The sequence below is a fragment of the Mycobacterium sp. 141 genome (assembly GCF_000382405.1).
Taxonomy (GTDB): Bacteria; Actinomycetota; Actinomycetes; order Mycobacteriales; family Mycobacteriaceae; genus Mycobacterium.
On the sequence record NZ_KB908276.1, the window covers coordinates 1 to 14,398 of the forward strand.

Annotated in this window: 10 protein-coding genes; 6 read left to right on the plus strand and 4 right to left on the minus strand. The window is 64.4% G+C overall.

All coding sequences use genetic code 11. The features are described from left to right. The first annotated feature begins 67 nt into the window (after positions 1 to 67). On the plus strand, positions 68 to 817 hold the full coding sequence (locus tag H276_RS0120505) for an SDR family oxidoreductase (protein WP_026357071.1): 750 nt from the start codon (positions 68 to 70) through the stop codon (positions 815 to 817). Between the two features lie 251 nt (positions 818 to 1,068). Next, on the plus strand, positions 1,069 to 1,521 hold the full coding sequence (locus tag H276_RS0120510; RefSeq protein ID WP_026357244.1) for a pyridoxamine 5'-phosphate oxidase family protein: 453 nt from the start codon (positions 1,069 to 1,071) through the stop codon (positions 1,519 to 1,521). A gap of 142 nt (positions 1,522 to 1,663) precedes the next feature. Here H276_RS0120510 and H276_RS0120515 read toward each other — a convergent pair whose 3' ends face one another. Beyond that, positions 1,664 to 5,134 carry a serine/threonine-protein kinase gene (locus H276_RS0120515; protein ID WP_019973159.1) on the minus strand — a complete coding sequence of 1,157 codons (3,471 nt, stop codon included), beginning with the start codon at positions 5,132 to 5,134 and terminating at the stop codon, positions 1,664 to 1,666. Between the two features lie 705 nt (positions 5,135 to 5,839). Next, a complete protein-coding gene (gene soxR / locus H276_RS0120525) occupies positions 5,840 to 6,292 on the minus strand; it encodes a redox-sensitive transcriptional activator SoxR (protein WP_026357245.1) in 453 nt (150 codons plus the stop codon). Positions 6,293 to 6,458: 166 nt separating this feature from the next. On the opposite strand from soxR, the gene H276_RS0120530 reads away from it, so the two are divergent. The 4 genes from H276_RS0120530 to H276_RS0120545 all read left to right on the plus strand — a co-directional run bounded on the left by H276_RS0120530 (position 6,459) and on the right by H276_RS0120545 (position 9,754). Then, positions 6,459 to 7,640 (plus strand): FAD-dependent monooxygenase, encoded by a 1,182-nt coding sequence (locus tag H276_RS0120530; RefSeq protein WP_019973162.1) that lies wholly within the window; start codon positions 6,459 to 6,461, stop codon positions 7,638 to 7,640. Positions 7,641 to 7,666: 26 nt separating this feature from the next. Next, positions 7,667 to 8,134, plus strand: a complete 468-nt coding sequence (locus H276_RS23365) for a pyridoxamine 5'-phosphate oxidase family protein (RefSeq protein WP_019973163.1) — start codon at positions 7,667 to 7,669, stop codon at positions 8,132 to 8,134. Between the two features lie 300 nt (positions 8,135 to 8,434). After that, a complete protein-coding gene (locus H276_RS0120540) occupies positions 8,435 to 8,653 on the plus strand; it encodes a dodecin (protein ID WP_019973164.1) in 219 nt (72 codons plus the stop codon). A 246-nt stretch (positions 8,654 to 8,899) separates the two neighbouring features. Further along, complete coding sequence (locus H276_RS0120545) at positions 8,900 to 9,754, plus strand: SDR family NAD(P)-dependent oxidoreductase (protein ID WP_019973165.1); 855 nt, start codon at positions 8,900 to 8,902, stop codon at positions 9,752 to 9,754. Positions 9,755 to 9,863: 109 nt separating this feature from the next. Here H276_RS0120545 and H276_RS0120550 read toward each other — a convergent pair whose 3' ends face one another. Together H276_RS0120550 and H276_RS0120555 are read right to left on the minus strand one after the other, a co-directional pair. Beyond that, positions 9,864 to 11,999: a DNA gyrase subunit A gene (locus H276_RS0120550; protein ID WP_019973166.1), complete on the minus strand. Its 2,136-nt coding sequence runs from the start codon at positions 11,997 to 11,999 to the stop codon at positions 9,864 to 9,866. Between the two features lie 9 nt (positions 12,000 to 12,008). Continuing rightward, complete coding sequence (locus H276_RS0120555) at positions 12,009 to 14,051, minus strand: toprim domain-containing protein (RefSeq protein WP_019973167.1); 2,043 nt, start codon at positions 14,049 to 14,051, stop codon at positions 12,009 to 12,011. Positions 14,052 to 14,398: the final 347 nt, after the last annotated feature.

A 14,398-nucleotide genomic window follows, 5' to 3' on the forward strand; every position in this document is an offset into this window, starting at 1 on the left:
GTGGTGTGCGACGTAGTCTGGGTTTCCGTTGTTTGGGTTGGTGGTGTGGATGGAAGGTGTTGGCAGGGTGAAGGTGACGGTGTTGGGGGCGAGTGGTCTTATCGGGAGTCTGTTGGTTGATCTTTTGGTTCGGGAAGGCGAGGAGGTGGTGGGGGCGTCGCGGCGCTCGGGGGTGGATGTGTGTAGTGGGGTGGGGGTGGCCAAGGCGGTGGCTGGTGCGCAGGTTTTGGTGGATGTGACGAATGCGTCGTCTTTTGATGATGAGGAGGTGATGGATTTTTTTGTGTCCTCGACCAGGAATGTGGTGGCGGCGGCGCGGGCGGCGGGGGTGGGTCATTATGTGGTGTTGTCGGTGGTGGGGGCTGATGGTTTGCCGGATAGTGGGTATTTGCGGGCGAAGGTGGCTCAGGAGCGGATTGTTGTGGGTTCGGGGTTGCCGTTCACGATTGTGCGGGCGACGCAGTTTGGGGAGTTCGCGGGGGTGATTGTGGAGTCGATGGTGGTGGAGTCTGATGCTGATGAGGATGGTGAGCATGATGTGCGGGTGCCGGATGCGTTGATTCAGCCGATTGCTGCTGATGAGGTGGCGGCGTTTTTGGCGGAGGTGGCGATTTCGTCGCCGCGTAATCATGTGGTTGATATTGGGGGGCCGGAGAAGATTTCGTTTGCTCGGTTGGCTCGGGAGGTGTTGGCTGTGCGGCATGATGATCAGCGGGTGGTGGTGGATCGGCAGGCGCGGTATTTTGGTGCGGCGTTGAAGAAGGACAGTTTGGTGACTGGGCCGGGAGCGATGATCGCCTCGATCCCCTTCTGCTAACCAGTCCGCGACAGTGCCATCCTCACGCGCGGTGGCGGGATTCTCCATCTTCATCGACCCGAGTCGATCGCCCAAGTGAGTAGCCTTGTTGCGCAACGGAATTGAGGCGAAGACCCTGTCGGCGATCTGGTTGTCGGTCACGAGTTGTTGGTAATGCGCCCTGGGCGAATCGGTGCCGGTCGAGCTCGCCGGTGACACGACAAGCCGGCAACATCGAGACGTTTTGTACCCCGAGACGATAGTCTTGCTCTATGTATACTGCGGGACCACCAGTGACCGTGCTCGGCGAAGACGAGTGCTGGAGCCTTCTGTCGAGCTTGTCGTTAGGCCGGTTCGTGACCTGCCTGGACGGGCAGCCCGAAATCTTCCCGGTCAACTTCGTCACCCAACGTCCTACGGTGCTGTTCCGAACTGCCGAGGGCACCAAGCTCTTCGGCGCAGCGGCGGACTCTATCGTGGCTTTCGAGGCCGACTATCACGACGCCGCACTCACCTATGGCTGGAGTGTCGTCATCAAGGGCCGGGCACACGTGTTGTCGGGCAGCGCCGAAATCGACGAAGCTGAGCGGGCGCACCTCCGGCCGTGGACTCCGACGCAAAAGCTTCACTATGTGCGGGTGGAGGCTTCGGAGATCACTGGTCGTCGGTTCAAGTTCGGCCCAGAATCTGACCACGCAGTCGTCTACGACCGAAGCGGCACATGACCGCTGGTGTCGGCTCTCAGGTCTGCGCTGCTTGTTCGGCGCGCACCGAGCCTGTTGCCTGATCCGGGGATAGTGTCTGCGCGCAACGGCATCCCGGTCAGTATCTTTGCTGCACAAGGGATTCAGGTAGCACGATATCAGCTCACAGATCCGGACTGAGGCTGTCGTCCAGGAAAGACGAGGGGACTGGCGCCCAGTCGGGTTTCCACCGGTTCGCCTGCAACTCGCGGCGTAACGTCGCGAGCAGTGCACGGACCGGTGGCCCCTCATCAAGGAGGAACCGGACCATCCGGTGCTCGGCGCACACGGCCGCCGCCGCGGACAGCAGTTGCAGCGCCTCGGTGTCGTGGCCGGCAACCGCCAGGCACGTCACCAGGAGTCGCTTGGCTTGCAGCAGCGCCCTATCCCGTCCGCGTCCCTCCAACTTGTCTACCCATTCCCGCGCCCAGGTGATGGCCAGGTCGAGACGTTCTGGTTGAGTCTCGTTGAGCAGCAACCGAATAGCGGTGGCCTCCTCCAGCTGGAGGGTGACCTCGTCGATGCCGTCGACGGGATCGCGGCGAGCGGCGTGATCGATCCGCGGCGAAGCGGCCAGTCCGGCAGCGGCGGGTACGTGTAAGCGGACACGTTCGTGCTCGACAGCGGCGCGCAGGCGTCGCAGCGCCAGGGACTCGGCGACCTGCGTCCCCTCATCGAGATACTGCGCCGCGGCAACGAGGTTACCGCGCAGAGCCTTGATCCGAGCGCCGGTCGTATAACGCGCGATCATGAAGTCAACAGTGCCGTTCTCGGCGCCAAGTTCTTGGCTCAGGTCGAGAAGTCGCTCGGCTTCGGCGATCTCGCCGCGCTCATACAGCAGATCCCCCAGTAGAGCGGAGGCGATGCGGGCGGTATAGGAGTGTTGATCTCCGGCGCTTATGGCCAACCGAAGACCCTCGCGGAAGAGGTCTTCGGCGGCGGTCATGTCGAGTTGCTCGGAGGCGGCGAGCCCGGCAAAGCGATAGCCGTACACCACCGAGAGTGGCCCGCGCGTGCGTGCGTGATAGGGCAGAGCCCATTGGTGGCGGCGACGTGCGGCGTCGAAATCGAACCGGAACAGACTGGCGAACACTGCGTCGTCAGCCGCACAGGAGACCACCCAGGCAGGCAACGTTTCCGGGCGCGACAGGCACTCGGCGACAAGCTGTTCGACACCGTCGAGCTGATCGCTGATGACATGGATATCGGCCTGAATGATGTCGGCCTCTACCCGCAGATCGGCGAGTGCGGGGTCGTCACCCTGTTGCGCTGTGAGCAGGGTGCGCGCGCCACTCACGGCGGCCTGCGCGGGCACTGGGGAGACCGCCGCGTTGTTCGCCCAGGCGAGAGTGAGCTGCAGTCGTGGGCTCTGATTCACCCGCCGAAGCGGCAGTTTTGCCACCAGCCCGAGCAACGTGAACATCCGCCCTTGCTCAAGTAGCTCCATACCGTCGCGTTCGACCAACTCGACAGCTCGTCCCGGATCATCTGCGGCCAAGGCGTGATCGACGGCTTCGCTGAGCATCCCGTGCTCGGCGAACCATGCGGACGCGGTGCCGTGAAGATCATCGATGCGGCCCGGTTGATCGCGGTCAAGGCGTTGCCGCAGATACTGTGCGAACAGATGGTGGTATTGAAACCACTGCCCCTCCTCGTCGAGCCGGCGAAGGAACAAATCGCGCTGTTCAACCTCTTCCAGCATGGCCTGCCCGCCTCGGGCGCCGATGAGCGCGGAGGCGAGTGAGCCGCAGATCCGTTCAGCCACCGATGTCGCCAACAAGAAGTCGAGTATCTTCGGGTCGAGGCCGTTCAGGACGTTCTCGGCCAAAAACTCCCCGACCGCACGATGGCGTCCCGACATTTGCCCGATCAGGGTGTCCGGGTCTGACGATTCCCGCAGCGATAGCGACGCGAGCTGCAAGCCGGCAACCCAACCCTCGGTTGCCTCGGCCAGCCCGGCGATCGCCGAATCCGCCAACGACAGACCGCCGCGCTCGACCAGAAACGCCCGCGCCTCATCGACGTCGAAACGCAGTGCGGCGGCGTCGATTTCGATGAGCTCGTCTCGCACACGCAGACGACCCAGCGGCAGACCGGCTTTCGTGCGACTGGTCACCATCACCTGTAGGTGATGGCAGCCGCTGTCGAGCATGAATTCCATCGCCGCGATGGCCGCCGGATCGGAGACGAGGTGCCAGTCGTCGACGACCACCGCCACCGTCTCACCGCTCTGGTGGATTTCGTTGATCAGCGAGGTCAGCACATACCGCTCGGCCTGATCGCCATGCTCCTCGAGCACCCGCCCCAGTTCACCGGCAAGGGTGGGTCTGACCTGGCGGATGGCCTCGATGAGATGAGTAAGGAACCACACCACGTTGTTGTCGTCGGTATCGATCGACAACCAGGCCACCGCTGCCCCTTGCTCGGCGAGCAGTGTGCTCCACTGTCCGGCCAACGTGGTTTTGCCGTACCCGGCCGGGCCATGGATGAGGGTCAGTTGCCGACCCGCCCCGCTACGCAGGGTCTCGATCAATCGGTCCCGGTCGATCAGTGGCCGCGACGGGCTGGGTGGATGAAACCGGGTCAGTGGGACCGGCGGTGTGATCGAAATGGAGCGACGGGAGGTCAAAACTGGCGCGGCGCGCACCTCGGATCGCTGCGTATCGGACACGGTGGATCGCTGTGTATCGGACACGGTCGGTAGTGCCAGTTCGTCGACGATCAGCCCGCCGACGAGCTGTGCGTGCCGCAGCTGCTCCCCGAATGCCGCCGCCGTACTCGGTCGGTCTGGGGGATCGACGGCCATCGCCGCTGCGATGGCCGCCGAGACTTCGGCGGGGATATCTCCGCCGCGCAGGATCGGGGTCGGTTCGCTGGTGATCCTCAGGAACTGGGCGATCACCTGTTCGCCGTGGCGCCGCTCGAACGCGGCATGCCCGGTGATCGCGCAAAACAACGTCGCGCCCAGACCGTAGATATCGGAGGCAGCCGATGGTGACCGGCCCCCCAAGACCTCGGGGGCGGTGAAGGCGGGCGATCCGGTGATCACGCCGGTGCCCGTCTCATATCCGCCCGCCATCCGGGCGATGCCGAAATCGGTCAGCTGCGGCTGACCGTAATCGGTGAGCAGGATGTTCGCCGGTTTCACATCCCGGTGCAGGATCCCTGCCTGGTGTGCAGTCTCGAGTGCTCCAGCCAGCTTGACGCCCAGCGACAGGGCTTCGGGCCAGCCGAGCGGACCATGCTCGCGGATCCGGGTGTCCAGCGAGCCCCGCGAGTGGTACTGCATGACGATGAATGGACGACCAGAAGTTGTTGTCCCGACGTGTAACACGTTGGTGATGTGTGGATGGCCCGATAGCCGGCCCATGGCTCGTTGTTCGCGCAGGAACCGTTCCACATTCTCTGTACCCAGATCAGCGAGGAGTACCTTGACCGCCACCGTCCGGTCCAGGGCTGGTTGCAGACAGCGGTAGACCACACCGAATCCGCCTCGCCCAATCTCGACCACTTGTTCGAAACCCGCGGCCTGCAACTCCTCGGGTATCCGCACCATCGGATCGGGCTGGGTTGTCAGCGGATCGACTTCGGCCATCGCCGTCGCGCCTCCTTTCCGCCGTCCAATACCCGCCACAGTCCGCCGGACTTTGATCCCCGACCTGTGATGCAAGGATCCAGGCCGGACCGCCGAACACTGACCACGCGCATCATGCACCTGGTCGACCACCCATTATCGCCCAGTCGGCATCGCCCCACATGATCTCTGGCAACTTCGGCCCGCACCGTAACCGACAGTCGACCGGTCCGTAGAAGGTTTCAATTAATCTGGTTGCTGGCACCGTCTGCGATCCGACGGAAGTGGACGCGGGTCTCTTCGGGAAACGTCTCATCTCGCACCGCCGAGCTTGGTGCGCGATGCGCTCGTGTGCGGCCGCGAGTCACATGCTGATCTCTTGGTACTGCTGGGAGCTGAACCGAGCGTCTGGGATGCGGCCGGTCGCCGCCGAAGCCCGCATAGTTGCCGGTCGCTACACACGGTGAACCCGTCCGTGGGATCTGTTATGGCGCATAGTTTTTGGCCCAGCGCTATGGTGGCCCACGTTACGGCGTTCCGCCCCGAGGCTGTCTGGTGCGAGATTCAGAGTATGGATGAGAAGCTCTGACTGGGCGCCGCCGCGTTGCGCAGACATCGGGACACTTTGAGGGGCAGTGCCGAATGTCCATCAATACCTCGTAAAAGGCTGTCAGAGAATGCGTCGACGAGCTCGCTCTGATGGCCGGTGACGACAAGCGCGATCGGCTAGGCGGGGGTGATGAGTCGCCGTGGGCCGGGGCCGTTCCGGGACAGCGCGTCGTCGGGGTTGACGATGCGGCAGGTGGCCAGTGAAAGGCACCCGCATCCGATGCATCCGGTGAGCTCCGATTCGAGATGCTCGATTTCGCGGCGGCGGGCTTCGAGCTGAGCGTGCCAGCGACGAGAGATGCCGGTCCAGTCAGACTTGCTGGGCATGCGGTTGTCGGGTAGGTCGCTCAGTACGGCCGCTACCTCGGCCAGAGTGACGCCGAACCGTTGCGCGGCTTGGATGATGCTGATGCGACGCAGTACATGGCGTGGGTAGCGGCGCTGATTGCCGGAGGTGCGTGTCGAGGTGATGAGCCCTTGCTGTTCGTAGAACCGCACGGCGCTGGTGGCCATACCCGCGCGTTGGGCAACTTCTCCCACGGTGAGCAGCTCTGTTGGGTTGTGTGACAACGCCTTCCTCGTCCACTTGACTTCAACTGAACTTGAAGTTTTAGCGTACTGGATCGTGGACGAACGGATCTCGCTTTCCATCAAGTCCCTGATCGAACCTGTTGACACCGATCCATGAGTGAACGCATCGCCCGACCCATCGGCCATTATCCGAAAGGATTCGTCCATGACCGACAACGCGCCACCCGTTCTGATCGCCGGTGCCGGCATCGGTGGCCTCACGACGCTGCTGACGTTACATGCCTGCGGGATCGACGCGATCGCGATTGACCGCGCGACCACCCTTGACGCTGTTGGGGTCGGTATCAACCTGCAGCCGCACGCCGTGCGAGAACTGCACCGCCTCGGCCTTGGTGAGCGGCTCGGCGCCATCTCCATCGTTCCGCACGACCTCGAGTTCTACGATCCCCGCGGCGAGTTGCTCTGGCGTGAACCCTTGGGGATGTCCGGTGGATACAAGTATCCGCAATGTTCGGTGCACCGTGGAGACCTGCAAATGCTGCTGCTGGATGCGGTGACTGATCGCCTTGGTGAGCACGCCGTCATCGTCGACACTGCACTGGTCGGTGTCGACGACGTCGGCGACCATGTCCGCGTCACCACCAGCCAGGGCAATTCGTCGGCTGCGATGGTCGTGGGCGCCGACGGTATCCATTCCACGGTTCGCGCGCTCCTGCACCCACCAGAGGATGATCCGATCCTGCCATCAGGCACGCGGATGTACCGCGGTGCTACCCCGATGTCAGGGTTCCTCGACGGCGCCACCATGGTCATCGTCAAGACCGGTCACGGTGTGGAACTAGTGCTCTACCCCCTGGTCGGCGGGCTGATCAACTGGGTGCTGCTCGTCCCCGACGACCAGGACCCCGCCATGGGCCAAGCGGACTGGCAGCTACCGGTCGACCGCGATTACCTCATTGCGCAGGTGCAGGGCTGGCGCTTGGACTGGTTGGATCCGGGGGCGTTGATCGGGTCAACCAACACCATCACCCCCTACGCGATGGTCGACCGGGAACCGCTGACGTGGTGGGGCAGCGGACGCATCACCCTGCTCGGCGACGCCGCTCACCCCATGTATCCGGTCGGCGCCAACGGCGGCTCGCAAACCATCGTCGATGCCGCCGTGCTCGCCCAATGCCTGGCCCACGACCCGGCCGACGGTGTACGCGACTACGAGCGCCGACGCATCCCTGCCACTGCCGACGTCGTGCGTGCCAACCGGGAACGCCACCACAGCGATCCCCACCACCAAAGCGAGGCCGCCGCCCGCTATCGCGCCCAAACGCGGGCCGACGCCGATGCTACGACCACCGACGCACTCCATACTCCTGGCACAACAATCAATTAGAAGGGCGAGTAAGGCAGGTGCCGACGATGAAACCCTCCCAACTGACCACCCCGGAGTATGACTTCCTGCTGCATCATCATGTCGCGGCCATGCTGACTGTCGGCGCCGACGGCCGACCCAAGGCCGCCAAAATGGAGCCGGCCCTGCTCGACGATCGACTGCTGGGCATCGGCCACCGCCACAAGGTCCGCACCCGTCGGCTACGCCGCGACCCGCGCGCCACCCTGTTCTACGACGCCCCCGGCCCGGCCTGGCTGGCGGTCGAGGCCACCGTCGACATCATCGACACCCCCGACACGCCGCGTCTCATCGTCGAGTTCATGCGTGTACGCCAACAGCGCCCCAGCGGCCCCCTGGCCTGGCACGGCGACAATGACACCGAAGTCGAACTCGACGACACCGACTTCATGAACACGGTGTCCGCCGAAGGCTGCATCCTCTACCACTTCAACATCGACAATACTTACGGCAACCTGCCGGCTAACCGCTGCTAGCCGGGGTCGGTCCGATTAACGGTGTAAGTGGCATTTTCGGCTAGATCGTTTGGCCTCCCGGTATGCGGATCGAAGCGATGCCGACTAACCACGTCGTGCGAGTCGACCGGTGTTGTGGGCGAACACTTCCCGTGCACATCAGGTTGGAGAACTGATAGCGCGGCGTCACCGTGGTGGAATGGTTGCGCCGCACGATGTTCGGCACTGAACGATGAGTGGACAGGTCTAGAGGTTTGACCCCCGCCAGCGTATCTAGCCAGTACTCTGGGCGGTCAGGGTGATGTCGGAAAGGGGACCACTGTGAACGATCACGTCTACCGTGTCATCGAGGTCGTAGGAACTTCGTCGGACGGCATCGACGCGGCGATCCGTAACGCCGTCGCACGCGCTTCGCAGACCGTGCGCGAACTGGACTGGTTCGAGGTGGAGCAGATCCGCGGGCACCTCGACGACGGCGCGGTCAAGCACTTTCAAGTCACTATCAAGGTCGGATTCCGGTTGGAATCCGGCGGCGACTGAATTCGGGTTGACCGCTTGATCTCGGAGATCGTAGCGCCCTGAACGAGGGCCGGTTCATTCTTCACGGACTTGTTGCCACTCGCTCGATGGTTGGCGCGCCAACCGGTCCTGTCGTCTCGATATCGATTGCGGTGAAGGTCATCCCGGCCGCCGGATGCGGGGTGAGTCAGCTGTGAATCACCCGGGCCACGGTGCAGCGCGGTTAGGGTTGGTGGAGTAAGTGAATCGGTAGAGGGGGGTGCAGAGTTGGGTGATGGCCGGGTAGTCGTGGTGACAGGAGCGGCCCGCGGGATCGGACGTGCCAGTGCGGTCGCGTTCGCCCGGGCTGGTTACCGGGTTGCGGGCGCTGACATTGCGGCGCTTGCCAGTTCCGCGATGGACTACGAACCCGCTACACGCGATGATCTCGCCCGCACGGGAACACTCGTCGAGGAGGCCGGCGGCGAGTGGATGCCCGTGGTGTTCGATCAGCGGGATATAGCGGCCGTCCGCGACGGGTTCTCGGCAATCGTAGAGCGGTTCGGGGGCATCGACGTCGTGTTCGCCAACGCTGGTATTCAAGGCTTTGCCCCGTTGCTGGAGATGAGTGACGAGCTCTGGCATGACCAGATCGACATCAACTTGACCGGCACCGCCAACGTTCTGCGTGTTGCCGCTCCGCTGCTGGTGGATCGTGGTGCGGGTCGCATCATCATCGCGTCCTCGACGCAGGGGCAGCACGGCACCCTAGATGGGAGCGGGTACTCAGCGTCGAAGTGGGGCCTGATCGGGTTGATGAAGTCCGCAGCCCTGGAGCTGGGGAAGTACGGGATCACGGTCAACGCTCTGATCCCCGGATTGGTCAATACTGTGCTGACACGGCACGAGGAACGGTACGCACAGATCATCCACACCGGCGGAAACGAACCTTCGGGCAATCTGGGGGAAGATGAGCAGTCCGCGGCAGACAGCATGAAAAAGAAGCTGCCCCTGGGCGTCCCGTGGGTCGAACCCGAAGACGTCGCGCCGCTGGCGGTGTTTCTCGCATCCGATGAAGCGCGGATGGTGACTGGGACCAGCTTCGCCGCCACAGCCGGAGACAGTGCCAACATCACGGCATGAAGCCCTCAGGCGCAGCTGCAGCGAGATGGACGGTTGCCCAGGAGACGATGGACACCGTTGCGTTGCGCGCAACAACCCTGTGAACGCGCTCATCTCCTGACCATCCACCCTACGGCGCAGGCGACACGTCGGTGCCCGAACCCTTCACCGAAGCCTTCGCACGCTTCTCGGCCCGTACCGCCTTCCCGCCGCGCACAAACCCGGTTGGAGAGACCGACACCGACAGCAGCGCGTCCTCGCCGCTCACGAACGAGTGGAACCCGACGCCCGCGCCACCACGGCCTTTCACTGGGATATCGGCGACTTCGGTGACTTTCCAACCTTTTTCGGACGTCGACAGGATCGCTTCTCCGTTTTCGCACGTAATCGGCAGAGCAGCGATCACCTCGTCACCGGGGTCATCGGCGGTCAGCTTCACACCGGCCACGCCGTTGCCTGCCGCACCCTGCGGATTCACCGCGGCGGGGTCGATACGCAGAATCCTGCCGCGTCGAGTCACCAGCGCCAGATGGTACCCAGGTGTCAGCACACCGGAACGCAGCAGTCCGGTGATGTCCGGGGCGACCGGGATGTCGCGGATCTTGAACGGCAAGCCGTTTCCGTTGGTGAATTTGATCCGTCCGTCGATCCATACCGCCCAACCCAGGCCCGAGGTGAGTAGTTCGCCGTGACTGTCGGAGAACACACCGCGGTCGTCAAGGCGCCAAGCAGTGTTGACCTTGCGTTCGCGGGAGCCGTCCTCGTCGGCGCTCGATGCTGTTGGGGTAGCTTCAAAGTCCAGCACGGTCCGACGGTCGAATTCAGGCCCTTTGAACAGCTTTGCCGTATCCACGAGTTCGTTGTCGATGACCGTCCGTCGCGCGTCGGGGTTCGACACCAGCTCGGTCAGTTCGGCGAACTCGGCGTCCAGCTTCTCGGCCTCGGTCTGCAGTTCGATCACGTCGAGCCGTGTCAAGCGCCGCAGCTGCAGTGCCAGCACGTAATCGGCCTGCTCGGCGTCGATACCGAACCGCTCCTGCAGCCCTTGGCGGGCCTCGTCGACGGTGTCAGAGCTGCGGATGACCGCGACGGCAGTATCAATGTCGAGGTGGATCAGCATCAGGCCGGCCACCAGATGGCGCCGTGCGGTGACCTTCTCCAGCCGATACTCGCTGCGGCGCACCACCACTGAATCGCGCAGATGCAGGAACGCGCTGATCAGCTCTCGCACCGACCACCAGCGTGGCACCCGGTCCTCGTCGAGGGCCACCAGGCTGGCGGCGAACGTCGACTCCAGCGGTGTCAACGCGAGCAGTTGCTCGCGGATGGTTTCGGCGCTGTGACCGCGCTTGGCGGTGACCACGATCCGCAGCCCGTTGCGGCGGTCGGTCAGATCGGACATATCGGCCACGCCGGACAGTTCGCCGGACTCGACCAGGGCCCGGATCCTGTCCTGCACAGTATTACTCGCGACACCGGGCGGTAGCTCGGTGATGATGACGTTCTTCCCGTCGACCGTCAAGGTGCCGCGCACGGTGAACGCTCCGCGACCAGTGGTGATGTACTCCCGCAGCCCGGCTGTGCCGACCACGGTGGACCCACAGCCCCAGTCGGGGCCGGGAATGAGCTTCACCAACCTGTCGTCGGTCATGTTCGGGGTTTTCAGCAGTGCCCGGCACGCGGCCATGACCTCGCGGGGATTGTGAGCCGGCACCTTGGTGGCCCAGCCTTCCGCGATGCCGACCGCGCCGTTGCACAGCAGTACCGGCCACCGCGCCGGCAGCACCGTCGGCTCGATCCACTCACCGTCGAAGGTGGACACCATGGGCACCGCGTGATCGTCGAGTTCGGCGGTCAGCGCCGCGCCGGGCGCCGACAACCGCATCTCGGTGTAGCGGTCGGCAGCAGGAATATCACCTTGAATACGTGGGAAAGCGCCTTGCCCGTCAATGACTTTCACGCGCTGGAAGTCGGCGGCCATCAGCGCCGCGGCCCCGTACATCGACGCGCCGCCGTGCGGGTGCAGGTTGCCGGTGACCGCCGAACACACCTTCGAGGACTTCTGCGGTTTGTTGCCCGGCAGCAGTTTCGAGTCGTGCATCTGATAGAGCAGGCGTCGCTGGCCAGGCTTGAGCCCGTCGAATGCCGAAGGGATGGCGCGGTCGCTGACGCTGTAGAGCGCGAAGGTCAGCTGGTAGCGGTTCCAATAATCGTCGGCGCTCTGGTCGAGCACCAGGTCAGGGTTCTGTTCAATGATCGCGGTCACGTCGTGGTCCTAATCGAGGTCGAGGGCGGAGGTGTCGACGCGGGAAGCGACGTCGGCCATCCACGTGCGCCGGCCTTCCGGCGGCCCACCGAACAGGGTGTGGTGCAGTTTGTTCTCGTTGTCGTCGGGATGCACCCGAATCACGGTGCGCCGCTGCGGATCCAGCACGGTGTTCCAGAAATCGTCGGCGTCCATCTCGCCGAGGCCTTTGTTGCGCTGCACCTCTACCTTGCGTTTGGAGGTGGCGCGCATCTGCGCCACCGCGGCGTCGCGTTCGGACTCGTCCTGGCAGTAGATCCGCTGCGTGCCGTCCTTGACCACGAACAACGGCGGCAGTGTTACGTAAACCATCCCGGCCTCGACGAGCGGGCGGTAGAAGTCCAGGAACATCGATATCAAGCTCGAGTTGATGTTGCCGCCATCGGGATCGGCATCGGAGGCGAACAGGATCCGGTCGTACCGGCACTGCTCCGGATCGCAGTTGTCACGCAACCCGCAGCCCAGGATGCGTTCGATCGAGTCGAACTCGTCCTTGACCCGCGCCTTGCTCACGGTGAACCCATAGACGTTGGGCGGCTTCCCTTTCAGCGGGAAAGCTGCCTGGAATGTGGCGTCGCGCGCCGCTTTGATGGTGCCCAACGCCGAATCGCCCTCGCACAGGAACAGTTCCGCGCCCGAACCGCGGCCGGTCTCCCGGCTGGGCAGCAGCTTCGGCGGCAGCGACAGATTCGTCCCCAGCCCTTTGGCTTTCGACGCCGCGCGGGAGCGGGCCTTCGCGCCTTCGGCGCTGCGCCGCGCCCGGGCCGACTCCAGGGCCAGCTTGGTCCACAGCGACACGGCGTCGCTGTTGCCGGGGTTGGCTGCCCAGATGGTGACGCTGCGCGCCACGTCCGGCGCCATCGCCACATTCAAAGATCGTGACGACACCGCGGTCTTGGCCTGGGAGTCCCAAGCGACGTCGGGCGCGCGAGTGTCCACCGCCAGCGCGGTGACCGCGGCGAAATCCTGCGGCTCCGGGCCGTCCTCACCTTTGGCCAGGCCCAGGTCGCGGATGCGGGACGCCCGGTCGGCCAGGGCTTCGGACAACCCTTTCATCGCGGCCGTCAGATGGGACCCCCCGCCCGGGGTGCGCACGGTGTTACAGAATGCGGCCACCGTGGCCGGCTCGGCAGGCCCCGCGGTCAACGACCAGCGGAACGGCGTCGGACCGCGGCCGGTCGTGTACTCACCGCGCCCCTCCACGGCTGCGCGCACGTCGGGCAGAGGAGTGCCGCCGGCGGTGCACATGAGGTCGAGCAGGGTGTCGGTGCCCCACGGGCCGTTGAACGGTTCCATCAACGCGGGCGGCACGTCCTCGGCGGGCCAGCCTTCGTCGACGACGTGCAGGTGCACGCCGGGCGACATTCTGGCCGCGGCGTGCGCCCGCAGCAGCACCTCGTCGATGTCCACGTTCGAATCCGGCACCACGGCCGGGTCGAACAGGATGCGCACCGTGGTGCCGTGCGCGTCAGGCCTGCGGTTGCCTGAGCCGCGGAGTTTGTGGGTGTCAGCGCGGGTGAAGGGTGCATTTGCGTCGAACCCCCGGCCCCCGGCGCCGTCGAACACACCCGGGTAGCCGCGGCCGAAACTCTGCAGGTACGTCTTTCCTGCTCGATGAACCGTCACGTCGGTACGGGCGGAGATGAACACCGCGGCTGCGGCGCCGATGCCGTTCAAACCGGCGCCCGTGCTGGTGGCGTCAGAGTGGGCGGAGAACTTGCCACCGGCCCGTGCCGTGCCGAGCGTCTTGACGATGCCGTTCTTCCCGGTGACCGGGTCGGAGTCGACGGGCAAGCCGCGGCCGTCGTCGGCGACGCTGACCGATCCGTCGGCATGCAGGGTGATCGTCACGGTGGATCCGCCGTGGCTGGGGTCGGCGACCTCTTCGATCGCGTTGTCCACCAGCTCACGCAACGCGGTGTTGAGCACGTCCAGGCCCAGATTCACCGCTGGTCGTAGGCGGGTGTGCTGGACATCGTCGAGTTCGGTGATGTCTGCAGCGTTGTAACTCACTGCTGGTCCTTTCCATCAGGGCCGGTGCGGGACCGCAGGGTCCTGTAGGGGCGTGCCGGAGGAATGGTAGGCGGCAGAACCGACATCTTCGGGTATCCCTCACGGTGGCCGAGGCAAGTCTCTTCCTCGCCGCTGCGTTGATTGGTCCGGAGCTGGATGTTTACCAACGTCGCTGTCGGTGAGACAGAACGATCCTAGACGCTACTGGAGAACGACGATCTCGGCGCGTCCGGGATGACGGTTGACGATCGGTGGGTCGGCAGGGCGTCCCGACAACGATGACGACACTCCCGGGGACCATGACCTGAGAGTAATAGCGCCGGTGTGACTCCTGATGCGGTGGCTTT